A 17,737-nucleotide genomic window follows, 5' to 3' on the forward strand; every position below is an offset into this window, starting at 1 on the left:
GGCTTTTAGTTTGTAAACATTTCGTTAATAGGCATCTTCGCGGGTCTTCTAAAGATTTTTTAGTAGACAAAGTGATCTCTCTCGTAGTTGTTTTGCCAGTAAATTGCGATAATATGCAGTAGCACTGTTTGTATTACTCTACGTCGTCCGGAGATGTATTGATTGGATAAGAATCGGCAGACTAGGATTCTCTCGGTTTTTGAGGGTGCAATATACAACGGGTTCTTCTTGATAACTCAGGGTTTTCTTGGTACAGGGCTTGCACTCGAATTTGGGGCATCTGAACCGGTGATAGCCTTGATTGGCGTTCTTCCTTCGGTTTCCCAGTTCATTCAGCTGCTGGCTCCATCCTTCTTGAGAATTGTCAAGAGCCGAAAGCGGGCGATGATGATCTGCGCTTCCGCAAGCAGGCTGTCTACGGCTTTTATTCCTATCACGCTTGCTCTTGGAATAAACAGGCAGTCACTTCTGCTGACTATTCTTGCCTTCTTCTCGCTTGCGGCGAGTCTTACCGGAAACTATTGGGTTTCGATTATAAGAGATGTGGCGCCGTTAAAAGGTGCTGCTAGATTCTTCAGCATGAGAAACGTGATATTCACTTTCACGAATATGTTTATAACGTTGTTCTACGCCTTTATCCTTGATTCGGTGCCCGGAAGAATGGGTTTCATTCTGATCACTGCTTTTGGAGTGGCAAGTGCATTAGTCAGCCTCGTGCTCTTGGGGTTTCATAACGATCCTCCCCACGAAATAAGTCATGGTCGAGGTTTGTTCAGGGCCGTCACTAAAGACATAAGGTTCATGCCGTATTTGAGATTCTACTCCTTCTGGAGCTTCTCAATAGCTATTACCTCGCCCTTTTTCGCTTATCATGAGCTAGTCAACATGAAACTGGATTACTCATTTCTTAGTATACTGAATGTCTTCAGTTCGCTCCTAACAATACTGTTTTACTTGTTGTGGGGAAAGATCGCTGACAAAATCGGGAGTCAGGCGGTCCTTGAGTTTGGGGTTCTTGGGGCTTTCCTCAAGACAATCCTGTGGTTGTTTATGGACACCGGGACGGTCTATCTGTTGTATATTGATACTTTTATCGGGACCGCTTCATGGAGCGCCATAAACCTCTGTTTATTCACCACAATGCTCGACTTGCTTAGCGGGGTTGACGCCCAGTCTTACTATGCTTTGCTTTCATTCACCAACGGTGCCTCGGCTCTTGTTGGCTCCCTGGTGGGAGGATTTTTCGCTGCATATCTGAACAGGTTCACTTGGATGGTTGGTGGACACAGGTTTTTCGGCATCCAGATCCTGTTCTTCGTTACTTTTGTTCTCAGAGGCGTCTCTTTGATTTTCTTGAAGAGAGTCAAGACGAGAAAGGTGGTCTCTGTGTCGGGAATGGTTTTTAATTCGGCTGCAGTGTTAGCTAATCGACTTGCGGCAAGACCTAGAGAGCTTATCGAAGTACTAGTACATAAGAACAAGGCTAAACAACGGAAGGAGAGAACAAATGGAAAGAGTGATTGAACGGTTCCTAAGGTATGTATCTGTAGAGACTACCTCAAGTTTTGAATCAGATTCGTTTCCATCAACTGCCAGTCAGCTTGATCTTGCTCATATTCTCAAAACGGAGATGGAGGAAATGGGTCTGAAAGGAGTGACATTGGATGACCACGGATACGTAATGGCGACTTTGCCGTCAAATGCTGGTGATGGACTTCCGGTTTTGGGATTCATAGCCCATATGGACACGAGCCCAGATATGAGCGGCAAAGATATCAAGCCTTCAATTGTTGATTATGAAGGAGGCAAGATAGTCATTAACAAAGACAAGGATATCTTCATCGATCCCCGGCTCTTTCCTGAGCTCGAAGAGTATGTTGGTGAAAGGCTGATCGTGACAGACGGAACTACTCTGCTAGGAGCAGACGACAAAGCAGGAATTGCGGAGATTCTTTCCGCAATAGAGTACCTCATTTCAAACCCAGAGATCAAGCATGGCGAAATCCGACTAGGATTTACTCCTGACGAGGAAGTAGGAAGGGGAACTGAGTACTTCAATGTAGAGAAATTCGGGGCAGACTATGCTTACACAGTTGACGGAGGGGCTTTGGGCGAAATCCAGTACGAAACGTTCAACGCCGCAAATACCGAAGTTGTTGTAAAAGGCAGGAACATTCATCCTGGAAGTGCAAAAGGTAAGATGAAGAACTCGATACTGATAGCATGCGAGTTCAACGATCTGCTGCCTTCAAGTGAAGTACCTGCGGCAACGGAAGGTAGAGAAGGCTTCTTCCATCTGCTCAGTATAAGAGGTTCAGTGGAAGAGACAATTCTGAAGTACATCATTAGGGAGCACAATATGGAGAAGTTTGAACGAAAGAAGAAAATGATTAAGGAAATCGCGGTCTTCTTGAATTCGAAATACGGCGATGATACGGTGAGTTTGCAGACAAGAGACTCCTATTATAATATGAAAGAGAAAATCGAAGAAAAGATGTTCCTTGTTGAAATTGCAGAAAGAGCTATGGAGAGTCTTTCAATTCGACCAAGGATTTCACCAGTGAGAGGGGGCACCGATGGCGCGCGTCTCTCTTTCATGGGTCTCCCAACACCGAACATCTTCACCGGAGGTCATAATTTTCACGGAAGATACGAGTATATCCCGGTAAGCTCGATGGAAAAGGCCGTTATGGTAATTGTGAAGATTGCAGAGCTTTTTTCTAGAAGAGAAAATCTGGATAGTTGAAGAAGTGTTCAGTATTTGGTATTTCTAACAAACGAGCGATTGTTCCACAAGACAGCGAGAAGCGGCTTTGTTTTGGACGAAATGTCGTGGATAACTAAGGATGGGATTAAGTCATGCCTTTTTTTCTCTCAGGAAATTACAGGCCGCGTGGTCTCTTCGAAAACTCTTTACCTGGCTTAGTAAAGTATTGGCTGGAACAATCTCCACTAATCGGTCTGTCAAGCTCTGTACTTCCATATAGTCTTGACTCTAAGTCTCAAACTTGACTTCCTAAGTTGAGAACTGGCGCTAAAAGGATGGAAATGAATGTAAATACTCTCTGGTACCAGGGGCTCCTTCTGAAGACAGATTAGAATCGGAAACATAGTGTCACCAATAATAAGAGGGGATCTCCTCGGATTTGAGAAGACAGATTCGCCGATGTACCGGTGCGAACTATATGGAGAGACTACCGGAAAACGCTAGATAACATAGAGATGAATTCCACTGATCTGCTCAAGCGAGCGGCGACTAGAGCAAGAGCAACGAGTTTCTCATGAGCGATTCAGGAATTGTGTAATCTGTCTTCAAAAAGAAGCCGGTAGATACGGAACTCGTCATCAATAATTGACTACCTTTCCCCATTATAACTGTACATCATTTTTGTGTTCTAGTCTTCCTGAATCTACCCCATTCATGCACAATGATGCAAGATTAATTGTGATTCGCACAGTCAACCAAGACTTTGCGAATCCTTCTAGTTGTTGCTAAGGAAATACCTTTGCCGAGGAATCGGCCGATTTTCTCATGGTCTATGGAGGTGAAAAATGTCAACCAGTTCCAGATTCATCAGGGGTGAGATAGGAAAGAATAACCCCCTATTTTCAATGGCTAGAGTAACGATTGAAACTGCTTTCTACGGGAATAACGTGATTCCGGTTTCTTCCCCGAGTGAAGCCTATAAACTGGCTAAGGACTCTCCTGGTACAATTGTGACGGATCTTCATGTCTTCAAACCCGAGAAGGTCGGACTTGAGTGTGACTCGCGAGTTCTGCTTTTCAACGATGGCGCCGTAACAGGCAGGTGTGCTACTGCGCGGAGAATCTTGGGGGAGCCAGGAGTAGATGAAGCGGAATACGGGGCAAAGATCCGGGAGGCAATCTACAATACAAGAAGTAGGAAAATGTATCATGCACAGGCCTATATAGGATTAGATGAAAACTTCATGGTCAAGGCCCATCTTCTTGTTCCAGAAACTCATGAGAATCTTATCTATAACTGGCTACTGAACTTCCAGCCAATAAACGAATTCTATAATGGGATGTACGAGACCTCTGAAGGATTCGAAGGTGAGGGAGATATTTTCGTATTCTCCGATCCGGAATGGCAACATCCGGATCATCCGCTGGGACTATCGTTCTTTGATCCAGAACATAATTGCGCGGCAATTCTTGGAATGAGGTACTTTGGCGAATTCAAGAAAGGTACTCTAACCCTTGCCTGGGGCTGTGCCAACAGGCGCGGATTTGCAGCTTGCCATGGCGGTCAGAAGAGATACAATCTTCAGGACAGAAAATTCGTGGTCGGGTTCTTCGGACTCTCAGGTTCGGGGAAATCGACATTAACGCATGCCAAGCATGGCGGTAAGTATGATGTAACTGTTCTTCATGACGATGCTTTTGTCATTTCCTCTTCAGACGGTTCCTCTGTGGCGCTAGAGCCTTCGTATTTCGATAAGACCTCTGATTATCCCTTGAGCAGTGAAGACAATAAGTATCTTCTATCTGTTCAAAATGTCGGAGCTACTCAAGATGATGAGGGGAGAATAGTCATCGTGACCGAGGATATAAGGAATGGAAATGGTCGTGCAATCAAGTCGAAGCTATGGTCACCCAACAGAGTAGACAGATTTGACGAGCCGGTAGATTCGATAGTATGGCTAATGAAGGATCCTTCGATTCCCCCTGTGGTTAGAGTTGTTGATCCCGTTCTTGCATCAACCATGGGAGCTACCCTTGCGACGAAGAGAACCTCTGCTGAACGCCTTGCGCCAGGCGTGGATCCCAATGCATTGGTAATCGAACCATACGCTAATCCCTTCAGAACCTATCCCCTTTCTGCTGATTTTGACCGTTATCTAGAGCTGTTCACAAGTAGAAGCATCGATTGTTACATTTTCAACACAGGATACTTCCGTGATGTGAAAGTTCCAAAAGACCTTACTCTTCAGATTCTTGAGTTGATAGTGGAGAGGCGGGCCGAGTTTGTTCCCTGGGGTCCGTTCACTGAACTGGAGACAATGGAGATTAAAGGATTCATCCCCGATCTTACTGACGAGAGTTATAAGAAGCTGGTAAGAGATAGATTGGTTGACAGACTGAGCTTTCTTCGATCCAGAGAAATTGAAAGAGGAGGTTTTGACAAGCTGCCTGCGGAGGCAGCAGAATCGATTTATTCACTTGTTGAGAGATTAAGATAGTCTTGTCTGTTAGTGGAGCCGCCAGAAGGCGGCTCTTTTTACCTTATTCGAATCATAGAGATAAATAAAAAGGATTCCTGACTGGCGTCAGGAATCGAAGGGGGAATTGCTACGAAACGAGGAGTTGTCCGGATTGCGGCTAACTTTGTTATGTGATCGAGTTCATTGTGAATACATAATAAATGAAGTTAACCGTCAACCATTCAAAGACATTATACAACTTCTTTTTAAAGAAATCAAACCGTCTTTATTATGTAAATGGATGTGCAAATTTACATATTTAGGTCTCTGATAACTCCACAGTCTTTCATCAAATTGCCAGTACTGAGCCAGGAGAATTCAGGAAGCGCCATAAGTGAAACACCTTGAATAATGTAATTGTTACGTTCTTAGCATAGTATGAATGTAACTACCTTGTTTTGCTAATTGTCCACGGGAGGTTTCTTAGTTTGAGGGTGTTAATTACTGGCGCGAGAATGTGGTATGCGATCAATGCTATCAGACTTCTGGCTAGAAATGGGCATGATGTTTTTGCTGCGGATAGTAGTAAGTTCAGTGGCGGCCTTTATTCTAGGTACCTAAAGGGGAAGTTTGTCTATCCATCGGTCAGCGATGATAGCGAAGGATTTATCAACGAGATTCTGGAAAAGACAGATGAAATGAAGATAGATGTGATATTCCCGACGTTTGAGGAGGGCTTTGTTATAAGCAAGTACCTGCATCTATTTGAGGGGCGGGTCAAAGTTCTGGTGCCTTCATACGATCACATCAAGCTTCTTCATGACAAATTCACTATGACAGATTACGCGAGGTCACTTGGAATATGTGTTCCTAGAACAGCATTGCTTGGGGAATTTGAGCCTAACGGCAGCTCGTTTCCGCTTATAGTGAAACCGCGTAATCAAAGGTCCGCCGAAGGAATAGTGAGAGTAACTTCTTCCAAGGAGTTCGAGAAGATTTCGAAAGCGCTAGATGGAAAGAGATTTCTTGTTCAGGAGTTGAAGCCGCCTCACCAAATATGTACTACTGGGCTCGCCTACAATGGTAAAATGATAGGAAATGTTATTTACAAGAATGTAAGAGAGTATCCGGAATCCGGAGGGATAGGAACTTGCAGGATCTCCATTGAATGTGATTCGGTCTTGAGAGACGTTGAGAAAATCGTCGGCAACCTCAATTACTCGGGATTCATATCAACGGATTTTCTCTATGATAAGGAAAGAGACGCGTATTTTCTGGTTGATGTTAATCCGAGGATGAGTCCTGGACTCTTGGTGGCATATTGTTCGGGAGTAGATATGGTAAAGGCATATATGGACTTGGTGACCAAGAATAGAGCCGAGCAGATTATGTCGCCAGAAGTGGGTAATGGCACTTATACAACTGCAATGGAAATAGGCTGGTTCTTCAGCGTGCTGTTCAAAGGAAGGTTTGGTAAAATGAAAGGCTTCTTCAAGAGCAGAAAGAGACTGAGAGACGACTCATGGGACATCCGTGATCCGGCGCCGTTCTTTGTGATGCTAATGTCAATGCTTTACACAGCGATTCTTGGGCCTCTTAAGGGTGGCCAGACTAAGAGTTTTTCTCTGGGAGCAACCTGTGATATAGAGAGCCTCTGTGAAGAGGCGGACTCGAATGAAGTGAGGAAAGCCGTTTGACCTTTGATCGATGAAGAGAGCAAGCCCTTTGTCCAGTCCTTCTTCTCGATTTGCTGGTAGGAACCCTGGATCATCGTTATTCCAATATCTGCTATAATGATTTTTGTAGAACAGGCTTGAAAAGTATCCCTTTTCCAGATGCACTTGTTTGTTGTTTTCAGCAAGAAGATCCAGCTGGCAGGTTTTTTGGAGTGATGAGCATGGGAGTGTTCGAAGGTTTTAACAAGACGGTGTTTGTGCTTTCTTATGTTCTCTTGGCGGGTGGGGGACTACTAGTCTCAGTCTTCATGATGCCTCTGCGAGATCCTAGAACTGAAGCCAGAGTACAGGGTTATCTTTACACTTTTTGGGAGACTATTAGAATACCGGCAGTGGCTACTTTGTTTGTGATTGTTGGCACTGCCTTATCTATCATACTGATCAGTTCACTGTCGATTATATGGAGTTTGGTCTTCTTCGGTTCAATCGCCTCTGCCGCGCTCTGTTGGTACAAGGCAGATCGGTTGATAATAAAGGGGGCCAGTGATCCCAGGTCGATGGTAGAGGTCGACAAGAAGAGTTTTCATAGATATCTGATATACTCAGATCTTTGCATATTATTGTCAGCGGTTTCCATCGCGTTCTTGATGTTATGAGGTCTCATCAAGAGTTTCAGAGAGCCTGTCAAGTTCATCATCCAGCATTTCTCTTTCCTGGAGTATTTCTAGGAGTCTTGATTCAATTCTCTCTATGCCAGTATAAAGGTCTTGAAGTTTTTCGTAATCTGTTGAGAAAAGGCCCATCTTCAGCTGTGCCATTTCCAACTTCCTTGATAGTTCGTTCTCTTCAACTTCCAACTGCTGAAGTCTTTCAAGGACTGACTTTTTCTTGTTGGATAGTCTACGCCGCTCCTGAAAGGTTAGCCTCGCATATTCGTTGCCCGTAGAATCGATGTTTCTCTGGTTTCTTCTAAGGTATTCTTCAACAGAAGATACCGCCTTTAACTTCTTCCCATCTATCATCAGGAAGTGATCACATACGTTCTGTACGAATTCTCTATCATGTGACACTAGGATTATGCAACCCTCATACTCTTTCAGAACCTCTTCAAGGCTCTCAATAGACCAGATATCAAGGTTGTTTGTAGGCTCGTCCATCACTAGAACGTTTGGTTTCGATAGAATAAGTTTTGCCAGTGCTAGCTTTGTTCTCTCTCCTCCACTCAAAGATGGAACTGGTTTGAACACATCATCGCCCGGGAAACCGAATCTTCCAATGTACTTCCGCACTTCGTAATCCGGCTGCCCCCGCATCAATTGCCAAATCTCGCTTATCACATCATTAGATGGGTTCAGATCTTCAGTAAGCTGCGACAGGTAGCCCCAGCGAACATTATGACCCCAAGTAATTTGCCCAACATACTCCTCAAGATTCTCAGTTATTATCCTCAGCAAGGTTGTCTTTCCACTTCCATTGGGGCCCAAAAGTCCAATCTTGTCCCTCCTGTGCACTTCTGCCGAGGCGCCGTTGAAAAGTTTCTTGCTTCCAAATCCGAACGACAGTCCTTCGATCTTCAAAACTGAGTAGCCGGTTCTGTCTGGCTGAGGGAGTCTGAACTTAGTTGGCCTGATTTCCTCGTCTGGAAGATCTATAGTTTCAAGCTGATCCTTGAGTCTATCTCTTTGCCTCTCCTTATTAACTGCTTGTTTTATGAACTTCTCTTGACCCCAAAGTCTGTATCTTTTTGCAACTGCATCCAGCCTTTCAATTTCTCTTGAAAGGTTCTCTCGTGTCCTCAATCCACTCTTAACCATGATCTCTCTGTCAGACTGATATTTGTCATATGTTCCGGCGAAATCCCAGAGAGATCCTCCATTCAGCTCCCAGAATCTGTTTCCAACATTCCTTATCAGATACCTATCGTGAGTGACAACCAGGAGCGCACCTTTATAGCTCTTCAGGAAATCAACCAACCACTCCGTTGATTCAAGATCCAGATGATTAGTTGGCTCGTCTAGCAAGAGAATATCGTGGTCGACAAGAAAGAGCTTTCCAAGTGATATTCTTGTGAGTTCTCCTCCGCTGAAGGTTTCCAAATGTCTTTCCCAATCTTCTTCGTAGAATTCCAAACCTACCAAAATGCTTCTCACTCTTCTATCATAAGAATAGAACTCTTCCGTATCCAGAGGGACATTTGATTTGTCTTGCAGGTAGTACTCCATAAGCGTCATTTTCTCATCGGGAATTCTGCTCTGAATCTGATAACCAATCTTTACGTTTGACGAATGGAAAACCTCTCCTTCAGTTGGAGAAAGCTCTCCTGCTATGATTCTCATTAGGGTGGATTTTCCGCTTCCGTTCTTACCGAGAAGGATAATCTTGTCTCTCTTGTCTATTGAGGTTGAGACTTCATCAAACAGGAAGTCCTGACCATAATCATGTCCCACTTTGCTAAGAGTTAACAGCATATAGCTTCCCTTCTTGTTCTTTGTCAGTCATAATGATACAACATCTCCGGCTGTTTTGAAGTTTGAGCTGTTTCTGGGCGATTATGCTACAGAGACTTGTGTTATCTTTGAATATGCGGTGAAACCGGGTGGTGTATTGATTTGAAACTTTGGTTACCTTTTCTCGTTGTCGTAACGGCTTTTCTAGCAATATCGTATATTTGGGGCTTCAATTTCTTCAGAAGTCCCAGCCAAGTTTTTATTCAGTATGAAAGGGCTATGCTTGATTACACCGCTCAAATTCGTCAGCAGCAGGAAGCCGGTTCTAAGGCAGGTCTCAATGAGAGGGAAATCGCGTTCCTGAGAGAGCTGGCGATAGTTGAGCTTGAGGGTGACATGAAGAGTCTGGTGTTTGATTTCCAAAAAGATTGGCCCTTGATGCAGCGTCACTACATCCAGTACGCGCATCGATCCGGCGACTGGTTCATAGAAGGATTGTCCGGATCGCTATATACTCAAGATGATCCTGAGTACAGTAGTTTTCTTGAACTGTACGAGTTGCAGGACGATCCAGATAGTTATTGCCTCATATTCATCCCTGGATCCTCCGAGAAAAACGTTTTCACGGAGTTCAGCGGTGCGAGGGTTTACTATCTGCAAAGAACGATCTGGGGTTACAGAATTGAATGGAGTAGATCCTTGATTGATCTGATTCTCGATGTGGCTATTTCGTCTGCTTCCGTGTAGTATAGGTAACCCATCGTAAAGAGTTCGTTGGCGGAATACCCATAATGAGGAGCCTTTGTGAGAATCTTTCATGTTATCAGGATCTCATTTTCTGGTATCCTTTTATAGAAGCGATTTTATTCAGTTATTGCCGGAGGATATGATGTTCTTGAAGAAGATCAGTCAAAGAATGAAAGATAGGAAGATGTCAAAGATAGAGAGAAGAATAGAGAGATCACAAGGGGACGAAGAGAGGAACAGACTTCTCGCTGAACTGATGAACATGAAAGTAGAAATCGGAGATATAGAAGGTGCTTTTGAAGCTGCGGTTGAGAGACTAAGACTTATCAGAAGCGATGAGTCGTTTGAAGACTTCTCGGCCATCTTTAAAAAGTTTGATAGACCTATGAGAACAGCTGCAACCAGATCTTTGATCAGACTTGCCGGAGAATTCGATGAGAAACTATGGAAAAGAGTTATGAGATTCTTCTTCAGCGAGGAGCCTGATCTAGCCATAGATTTGGCAACTGCTTGCTACAGGATTTCTCGAAGAGTCTTTTTTGTGGAGGTTGCTCTCCAGAATATTGAAATGACCGTTGCTTCTGCAAGTCGAGAGAGGCTTTCCAAGATTAAGGAGATGTACATGAAGACGATTGCAGAAGTGGGAGAGATTTCGAGAGAGGATCAGCTAGCTATTCTCAGGCGAATCGTAGTCTCTGGTGAAATGACTATAAGAGATGAGCTTCTGTATCTGGAACTTTCTATAATGTATGGTCTCGTCACGTCTTCAGAGGAGGATTTGCGTGAAATCGCTGAGAGAATAGTCGAAAGGTTTGATGGCTGTGGGTATTCTTTTAAAGGAAACGAAGCGTCGTTTCTTATCAGGCTTGATCAAATCCTATCAAGGATAGATCGATTTGAAGACAAGAAAGCTCTGCTTGAAAAGATCAGGCTTCTGGATAAATCTGTTCCAGAAAGTGTTAACGAGATTTGCTCAGATGAATCAAATGATATTGAATTGATCAAGAAAAGAATTTCGGTCTCTGAATCAAGATCCAAAAACAGAAATGCGAGCAGAGAAGACCTTGAGGAGCTCGCCAGGGATTACGAAAGACTTATAGAGATTCTCCAACTACCGGAAGATAAGCTTGTTTATATAAGGAAACTGGGGGTTTTGCTCCGAGACCGTCTTGAAGAACATCATAAGGCTCTTGAAATCTTTGAAAAGGGCTTAAGGTTGAGAGGCGATGATGTGTCTCTCTGGCTTGTTAAGGGAATGACTCTCGAAAAGATCGCAAAAACCGAACGTGAACCCGACAGGGCTTCACTATACTGGAAAATGGCTTACAACCATTATCATGCTATTGCAGAGACTTTTGAAGAACAAGAGATAAAGCTTGCAGCAATCGAAAAGTGTGCAATGATACAGTCTGAAAGGCTAACCAAGATCTAGCCCGCTATGGGATAAAATGTGATGCGTCAGGAGGTGCTCTTTGAGGTTCTCGGACAAGGCGGTCTTGATTACCGGTGGTGCTAAAGGGATCAAGAAGGCAATAGCACTTGGCTTTGCAGAATCTGGAGCGCTTGTAGTCCTGATGGATATTGACGAATTGGCCGGTAACGACACAGTGCAGACTATTAAAGGGCTTGGAGGTCAGCATTTTTCATTCAAGGAGATGTCTCTTCGGGAAGAGATGTTAGGAGAGCTGTTGATTATGCCGCAGCGCCAACAAGATCGATCAATACGCTAATAAACAATGCAGGTATCGCTTGGACTGGAACGATTCTAGACAGGTCGATAGATGACTGGAAAAAGGTTCTTGAAGTCAATCTCACTGGCCCTTATATGATGACTAAGTACTGTGTTCCTTATCTGATGAATTCTGAAGCTCCCAGTTTAGTTAACATTGTCTCAACCAGAGCACTAATGTCTGAACAAGACTCAGAACCTTACTTGGCTTCAAAAGGTGGATTACTGGCTCTTACACATTCACTGGCTATTAGTCTTGGACCAAAGATAAGGTAAACGCTATCAGCCCTGGAATGATTGACGTTACAGACAGGGGAGCCAATAGTAGTTCCAGTCTGAGTGAGACCGCTCATAAAAAACATCTCGTGGGTAGAGTAGGCAGACCAAAGGACATAGGGAAAGCGTGCCTTTTCCTGGCAAGTGATGAGACCTCTTTCATTACGGGTGCCAATCTGATTATTGATGGCGGCATGACACGGAAGATGATTTATGTCGAAAAGAGGTGGTGAAAGTTGAACCGAAGACTCGAAGGAGCTAGAGTTAAGTCACTTATTGAGATGCTTTCTGGGTATCACAGAGTGAGAGGAAGCAGGGATTACACCAAATCAATGCATGCCGTTATTGATTACCTTCTTCGTGGGGGACTTCCGGAGGAAAGATTCAAGATATTCAGTTACCCGGCAGACGGAGTTACGAGAACGGGAAATACTCTGTCTACTCTTGCATGGGAACCGATATATGGAGAACTGTGGCTGGAAGATCCCGAAAGGGTTTTCATAACTTCGACAGCAGTCACGAAGGTTTCCCTTGTCTCGGGGAGTGGGAGCACAGAAGGCTGGGAAACGCTTCCTCTGGTTATCTATGATGGTAAAGGAGACTATTCGAAAAAGGCGGTTTTGGCAAATGATGATCCGGCAAAGGTCTTTCAAAACGCAGTAGTTGAGGGTGGAGCGAGGTGTCTTATCTTATGCCACATGAGGAAGGCTTTTGAGGAAATTGGCCGTAGCCTGGATAGTTTACCTGAAATGACCAACTTTCTGACTATTCCACACGATAGAGAATCCGCAAACAGGAATACAGTTGCGTTTTCTGTGTCGAAGGAGAAATTCGATCTTCTGTCTGAACGCGTAAAAAGGAGCTCTTCACTTGTAAGATTCAGGGCCGAAACGAGACTTACAGAGGGCGAATTAGAGATTCTGCAGATAGACGCAACAGGCTTCAACGAAGGTCCTGAGGTTCTTCTGACTGCTCATCTATGTCACCCCTCTCCTGGGGCCGATGACAATGCGAGCGGTGCGGCTCTCGCTGCAGAGATTGCAAAGGTTCTTAATGACAGCGGATTCCCGTATTCCGTAAAGGTTGCTCTGGTTCCCGAGTATCTAGGTAGTGTTCCGTATGCTCTTCAACTCAAGAATGAGAGCCGTCTCCCTGTTTGCACTATAAACCTCGATATGGTTGGTGCCGATCAGGATAAGACAGGTTCAACCTTCATTCTTTCGAAAGTGCCACCATATCTTCCTCAGAGATGGGGAAGGACTCTTGCTTACAACATAGAAAGGAATATGCCGTCTAGTTCCGGTTATCCATTGAAGAGATTTGGCGAGATCCCATTTATGGCCGGATCTGATCACTGCGTATTCACGACTCTAGGAATTCCTTCTCCGTTTATGGGCCATCTGCCAGATAGATACTATCACTCTGATTTCGACACACCTCGCATGATGGACGAAATGGAGCTGGAATGGGTGGGGTTATCAGCTTTAGAAACTCTCGACCAGCTTGTCCAGCCTGATCCTAATGTGCTTCTAAGTGTTAGGGGCAGGATGATTGGCGAGCTATATCAGATTCTAAACAGAATAGCTGGAAGGGAGGGAAGTGACGATATCTATGATCTTCTCATCTCTAATTTCGAGGGAGATTCACTCAGAAAGATTTTCAGCAATTCAGACAATCTCCCCTCGTTAAGCCCTCTAGAACCAACATTCGAGAGTTCTCTGGGCCTAGAATGGATTAAGACATTTCCTCAAGAGCTAAAGGAGGAGCTGGCTATAGATTTCGCCAGCATCGCGGATTTTGTGGTAGGGGGAGCTGCCTTGATCGGAGGTAGGGAATCCGTAGAGCTTCTTGCCAGCATTCACTATGATGTGGAAATTGAAAAAGTCAGAGTAATTACCGGCTGGATGATAGATAAGGGGTTGCTTAGATCATGATATCAAGAAGACTCTGTCTTTTCGCCTTCATGGGGCTTCTTGCAGTTCTCGGTTGTGCGAAATTTGAACTGAAGGCAGAAAGTGGTTTTGCGATGCCTTGGAATGGATTTCTTGAACAAGCTGGTTCGGGGAAAACTGATCTTCTCGACAGAAGCAACTTTCGCGCGTACTTCATTCCGACTGCAGGATATGAGTTTTTCCAGGAACACCTGATCGAAGTGAGTATTATACACTTCTCCGTGAACAGCTCACTCGAAGCAACAGGAACAGAATCACTAATTACTTACGAATCAATGTTTAGGCAAGATGTGCTCTCAATAACTTACGGATATGCTCTCCCCGTTCTGGATCGTTTTTCTCTTCAACTTGGAGTTCAAGGACGTCTGTTATTCAAGCAGATTGATCTTACGGGTTCAGAGCAATACAGCCGCAAGAAGACTGATTTTGGTTTTGGTCCGGCAGCAGATATAAAGTTAAAGATGAATGATCAGGTTTTCGTTGCCTTAGAGGTAGCAACAGGGCTCGGCAAAGGGAACGGCTTTATCGATTTTTATGCAGGGCTCCACTTTGAAGGCCCGTTTTATTACGTGAGAGCCGGTTCGAGATACTGGTCTTTGACCAATTCTTTCGATGGAGACAGGTTGTTCCTTTCGTTTGTAAGTCTTGGCGCTCAGTTTTGCGCGTATTTCTAGGGTTGATTCACAGCAAAAGAAAGTGGATTGAGAGAGGAAATTCTCACAATTCCAAGTACAGGAACGCTGAACTTCTCGAGTAGAGAGCGCCCCTCTTCAAAAGTTTTCTCTATTACTGCCGCGAAGCCTACTAAGGATGCACCAGTTCTTAGAGTAAGCGTTGCAAGAGCCTCAATAGTCTTGCCGCTTGCCAAGAAGTCGTCAACGATTATTACTCTGTCTTCTTTGCCAAGATAATCAAGGGAAACATTTAGTTCCACTACTCCCCCTTTTGTATGAGAAGGAGCCGATTCGCTAAGATAATGTTGCATCGTAATGGGCCTCCTCTTCCGTGCGAAAACAAGCTGAGCTCCCAATTCACAAGCAGCCATTAGAGAGGGAGCTATTCCGGAACTCTCGGCAGTCAATACTTTTGTGACTTCGTAATCTCTGAAAAAGTCAGCTATCAGTTCTCCAGCACTTTTCATAAGTAAAGGGTCAATCTGATGATTCAGAAAGGAGTCCACTCTCAGTATACCGTTTCCCATAACAGATCCTCTACTTTTTACTGCTTCTTCTAGGGAGGAGACTATCTCTTTTCTGGAAAGATTGGATTTGTTCATCGATCAACCTCCAGCAAGTTTATGGTACTATAATCAACTATTTCTGTATCTGTTTCTTGAAGGAGAAATTCCTTTTGTGTAAGGTATGTTTGGCATGAAACCTTTGCCGGAAAGAAATCGAAGGAGAGTCCTCAAGGAGGTCAAAGAAACCTATGTGTTCAGAGTGTCTTCTATGAGAATTAGGGAGACAAAGATCACTTCAATTTTGCTTAAGTCATTTCTCCCAAGAGTGGACGGAATGTATGATTAATAGTGCAAAACTTTTATGGAGATGGTGTAGTGAAGCTGAGAATAATCGTACTTTTCATAATCGTGATGATTGTTGCGTCAGTTTCATTTGGGAGCTATTTCACCGCGAACAATATTGGAGGTTCAGTTGTCTATTTTCCATTGCTTCCAGGTATTTTCTCTGTAAATGGCTACTACAGGTTGGGTCTTGAAGTCTTCGGTGGCTCTCAAACCGGCAGTCTTCGATTTACTCCAACAATACTTTACGCAGGACCTGACTTGTCATATTCGGGTGCGCTCGGGAAAATCTCAGGTCTCGAAGCGGGTATTGGTCGTCGTTTAGTAACCTGGGATTGAAAGCCTTTCTTTCAACTTGTTTGGCAGAAGGTACATGCTTTCCATGGGCCTTAGAGGACAATTTATGTTCTCTTTCTATGAGTCAACAGATAGATTCAAAACAAGACTCTCTCCAGAAATAGGTTTTATTGATGTGACCAAGATGACAGATAGGTTCAAGTTCTCACTTTTCCTCTGGCCTCTTCCCGTCCTCTTGAGATTCGACATGTATTTTTAGGAGAAGAGCCCCTTATGGGGCTCTTCTTATTTCTGAACAAGCTTCATCGGTTCTCCGCAACAGACGAGTTCTCCTCCGCCGGCTTCTTTCACTTCAACTACGTTTCCGCATATCTCGCATCTGTAAACTTCTCCAACGTTTTTTACTTTCATGATCTCACTCTCCCTTCTGATTAATAAACTTTGCAGACCGATCCACAGTCTGATGAATTGGAGGTGCGGACTATGGAAAGAGTCTTCTTTGCTGTTCTAATGACGATATTTATCGTCGCTGCTGCAAGTGCTATGTATCAGGAACCGCAAACTGTTTTTAACACTTATTTGCAAGACGGAACCTTTGTCTATGGCGGTAGTGTGGTGTTGAGCTGGGACGTTGTTATCAGGAACAGCTCCGTTGTGTTGAGCAATCTAGATCTCTGGATATCAAACAGGGATTCCGGAGCAAGAGTTAGTCTTAAGTCATCGCCGTTTATCGATGTCGTCAGTTACAATCTTTACCTTGGAACATCCCCGACTCCGCAGCTTTATGCGACAACGAACTCAAGTACTTACTTCGTAGACAGACTATCTCCAAACACTATATATTACTGGCAAATCGTAGCAGTCGATGCAGCCGGCAACAGATATCATGGTCCGATATGGTACTTCTTGACCAAGTGATCAAACCACAGGGTTAGGTGGCTCCTTTCCTTCAAGAACGGCTGCAACGTTGCGTCCTACAATAATTGCCATCTCTTTTCTTGCTTCACTGGTGGCAGATCCAATATGGGGAAGAAGAACCACGTTGTTCAGTTCTATCAACTCTTGAGGCACATAAGGTTCTTCTTCATATACGTCTAGGCCAGCTGCGGCTAGTCTTCCGGTCTTAAGCGCCTTTATCAGTGCGCTTTCATCGATGATCTCACCTCTGGCAGTATTAACTAGAATGGCTCCTGGCTTCATCAATGAGAGCCTCTTCTCGTTCAGCAAGTGATAGGTTTCCTTAGTTAGAGGAGCATGAAGCGACAGAAAATCAGAACTCTTCAGTAACTCTTCAAGACTCATATGCCTTACATTGAATCTCTCTTCTTCTTGAGAAAGAAGTGGTTTTCTGTTGAAATAAAAGACATTCATTCCGAACGCTTTAGCCCTTTTCGCTACAGCTTTTCCAATTCTGCCAAGTCCGATTATGCCCAGATTCTTCCCGGAGAGAGAAGGGCCGGTTAGCAAATCTGGCTTCCATCCAACGAATTTGCGCTCTCTAATGAAACTGTCTCCCTCTACGATTCTTCTGCTGGTTGCCAGAATGAGTGCCATTGTCAAATCTGCAGTGGCATCGGTAAGAGCTTCCGGCGTATTGGTGACTCGTACTCCTCTCTTTCTTGCCTCCTCAATATCGATGTTGTTGTACCCGACTGCGTAGTTTGCGATAACCTTTAACTTTGGCAGTGAAGATATGACTTCTGAATCAATCTTGTCCGAGAGAAGAGTTATCAGTGCTGACGCGTCTTTGCCTTCACGAATTATCTCTTCTTTCTTAAGAAATCTGTCTTCAGTGTTTCCATAGATATCATAGCCTTTCAGAAGAAGCATACCTTCATCGGGGATCTTGTAAGTGAAGAAGACTTTGTCCATTAAGCACCTCCTAAGAAGATGATATCATTATTAGTTATTCTCAAAAGCCGATA

At 44.1% G+C, this 17,737-nt stretch carries 16 protein-coding genes and 1 pseudogene; 13 read left to right on the top strand and 4 right to left on the bottom strand.

Features of this window, described 5'->3' with window-relative positions; all coding sequences use genetic code 11:
* Positions 1-162 precede the first annotated feature (162 nt).
* The 5 genes from B3157_RS11565 (at position 163) to B3157_RS11585 (ending at position 7,498) form a co-directional block, all read left to right on the top strand.
* Positions 163-1,524 carry an MFS transporter gene (locus B3157_RS11565; protein WP_214061446.1) on the top strand — a complete coding sequence of 454 codons (1,362 nt, stop codon included), beginning with the start codon at positions 163-165 and terminating at the stop codon, positions 1,522-1,524.
* The gene (gene pepT, locus B3157_RS11570; protein ID WP_214061447.1) at positions 1,508-2,746 is read left to right on the top strand and encodes a peptidase T; all 1,239 of its coding nucleotides are present in this window, start codon (positions 1,508-1,510) and stop codon (positions 2,744-2,746) included. Before B3157_RS11565 ends, pepT begins: the two co-directional genes overlap by 17 nt.
* Before the next feature lie 806 nt (positions 2,747-3,552).
* Positions 3,553-5,205 (top strand): phosphoenolpyruvate carboxykinase (ATP), encoded by a 1,653-nt coding sequence (locus B3157_RS11575; protein ID WP_214061448.1) that lies wholly within the window; start codon positions 3,553-3,555, stop codon positions 5,203-5,205.
* A gap of 455 nt (positions 5,206-5,660) precedes the next feature.
* Positions 5,661-6,863 carry an ATP-utilizing protein gene (locus B3157_RS11580; RefSeq protein WP_292590622.1) on the top strand — a complete coding sequence of 401 codons (1,203 nt, stop codon included), beginning with the start codon at positions 5,661-5,663 and terminating at the stop codon, positions 6,861-6,863.
* A 200-nt stretch (positions 6,864-7,063) separates the two neighbouring features.
* Positions 7,064-7,498 (top strand): hypothetical protein, encoded by a 435-nt coding sequence (locus tag B3157_RS11585; protein WP_214060520.1) that lies wholly within the window; start codon positions 7,064-7,066, stop codon positions 7,496-7,498.
* Here B3157_RS11585 and abc-f read toward each other — a convergent pair.
* Positions 7,493-9,310 carry a ribosomal protection-like ABC-F family protein gene (abc-f, locus tag B3157_RS11590; protein ID WP_214060521.1) on the bottom strand — a complete coding sequence of 606 codons (1,818 nt, stop codon included), beginning with the start codon at positions 9,308-9,310 and terminating at the stop codon, positions 7,493-7,495. The genes B3157_RS11585 and abc-f overlap by 6 nt on opposite strands.
* A gap of 141 nt (positions 9,311-9,451) precedes the next feature.
* On the opposite strand from abc-f, the gene B3157_RS11595 reads away from it, so the two are divergent.
* The 5 genes and pseudogenes from B3157_RS11595 (at position 9,452) to B3157_RS11615 (ending at position 14,667) form a co-directional block, all read left to right on the top strand.
* On the top strand, positions 9,452-10,036 hold the full coding sequence (locus B3157_RS11595; RefSeq protein ID WP_099829857.1) for a hypothetical protein: 585 nt from the start codon (positions 9,452-9,454) through the stop codon (positions 10,034-10,036).
* Between the two features lie 142 nt (positions 10,037-10,178).
* The gene (locus B3157_RS11600; RefSeq protein WP_214060522.1) at positions 10,179-11,468 is read left to right on the top strand and encodes a hypothetical protein; all 1,290 of its coding nucleotides are present in this window, start codon (positions 10,179-10,181) and stop codon (positions 11,466-11,468) included.
* Between the two features lie 64 nt (positions 11,469-11,532).
* A pseudogene (locus B3157_RS12830) lies at positions 11,533-12,274 on the top strand (SDR family oxidoreductase).
* Between the two features lie 3 nt (positions 12,275-12,277).
* The gene (locus tag B3157_RS11610) at positions 12,278-13,975 is read left to right on the top strand and encodes a DUF4910 domain-containing protein (protein WP_214060815.1); all 1,698 of its coding nucleotides are present in this window, start codon (positions 12,278-12,280) and stop codon (positions 13,973-13,975) included.
* Positions 13,972-14,667, top strand: coding sequence for a hypothetical protein (locus B3157_RS11615; protein WP_214060816.1), 696 nt, complete (start codon positions 13,972-13,974; stop codon positions 14,665-14,667). Before B3157_RS11610 ends, B3157_RS11615 begins: the two co-directional genes overlap by 4 nt.
* Here the strand turns inward: B3157_RS11615 and xpt are convergent.
* Positions 14,664-15,269, bottom strand: a complete 606-nt coding sequence (gene xpt / locus B3157_RS11620) for a xanthine phosphoribosyltransferase (protein WP_214060817.1) — start codon at positions 15,267-15,269, stop codon at positions 14,664-14,666. The genes B3157_RS11615 and xpt overlap by 4 nt on opposite strands.
* Positions 15,270-15,548: 279 nt before the next feature.
* Here xpt and B3157_RS11625 point away from each other — a divergent pair, with 279 nt between their 5' ends.
* Positions 15,549-15,854, top strand: a complete 306-nt coding sequence (locus B3157_RS11625) for a hypothetical protein (RefSeq protein ID WP_214060818.1) — start codon at positions 15,549-15,551, stop codon at positions 15,852-15,854.
* Between the two features lie 64 nt (positions 15,855-15,918).
* A complete protein-coding gene (locus B3157_RS11630) occupies positions 15,919-16,071 on the top strand; it encodes a hypothetical protein (RefSeq protein WP_214060819.1) in 153 nt (50 codons plus the stop codon).
* Positions 16,072-16,097: 26 nt separating this feature from the next.
* Here B3157_RS11630 and B3157_RS11635 read toward each other — a convergent pair whose 3' ends face one another.
* A complete protein-coding gene (locus tag B3157_RS11635) occupies positions 16,098-16,223 on the bottom strand; it encodes a desulfoferrodoxin FeS4 iron-binding domain-containing protein (RefSeq protein WP_099829869.1) in 126 nt (41 codons plus the stop codon).
* Positions 16,224-16,295: 72 nt separating this feature from the next.
* On the opposite strand from B3157_RS11635, the gene B3157_RS11640 reads away from it, so the two are divergent.
* Entirely contained in the window at positions 16,296-16,730 is a 435-nt protein-coding gene (locus B3157_RS11640) for a hypothetical protein (protein WP_214060820.1), read from the top strand.
* Here the strand turns inward: B3157_RS11640 and B3157_RS11645 are convergent, their stop codons facing one another.
* Positions 16,731-17,684: a 2-hydroxyacid dehydrogenase gene (locus B3157_RS11645; protein WP_214060821.1), complete on the bottom strand. Its 954-nt coding sequence runs from the start codon at positions 17,682-17,684 to the stop codon at positions 16,731-16,733.
* Between the last annotated feature and the right edge of the window lie 53 nt (positions 17,685-17,737).

It is taken from the genome of Mesotoga sp. UBA5557 (genome assembly GCF_002425715.1).
Taxonomy (GTDB): Bacteria; Thermotogota; Thermotogae; order Petrotogales; family Kosmotogaceae; genus Mesotoga.

Coding starts and splice junctions, on each gene's coding strand:
- pepT (WP_214061447.1), top strand. CDS start 1,508: ATGGAAAGAGTGATTGAACGGTTCCTAAGGTATGTATCTGTAGAGACT.
- B3157_RS11575 (WP_214061448.1), top strand. CDS start 3,553: ATGTCAACCAGTTCCAGATTCATCAGGGGTGAGATAGGAAAGAATAAC.
- B3157_RS11585 (WP_214060520.1), top strand. CDS start 7,064: ATGGGAGTGTTCGAAGGTTTTAACAAGACGGTGTTTGTGCTTTCTTAT.
- abc-f (WP_214060521.1), bottom strand. CDS start 9,310: ATGCTGTTAACTCTTAGCAAAGTGGGACATGATTATGGTCAGGACTTC.
- B3157_RS11600 (WP_214060522.1), top strand. CDS start 10,179: ATGTTCTTGAAGAAGATCAGTCAAAGAATGAAAGATAGGAAGATGTCA.
- B3157_RS11615 (WP_214060816.1), top strand. CDS start 13,972: ATGATATCAAGAAGACTCTGTCTTTTCGCCTTCATGGGGCTTCTTGCA.
- xpt (WP_214060817.1), bottom strand. CDS start 15,269: ATGAACAAATCCAATCTTTCCAGAAAAGAGATAGTCTCCTCCCTAGAA.
- B3157_RS11630 (WP_214060819.1), top strand. CDS start 15,919: ATGTTCTCTTTCTATGAGTCAACAGATAGATTCAAAACAAGACTCTCT.
- B3157_RS11635 (WP_099829869.1), bottom strand. CDS start 16,223: ATGAAAGTAAAAAACGTTGGAGAAGTTTACAGATGCGAGATATGCGGA.
- B3157_RS11640 (WP_214060820.1), top strand. CDS start 16,296: ATGGAAAGAGTCTTCTTTGCTGTTCTAATGACGATATTTATCGTCGCT.
- B3157_RS11645 (WP_214060821.1), bottom strand. CDS start 17,684: ATGGACAAAGTCTTCTTCACTTACAAGATCCCCGATGAAGGTATGCTT.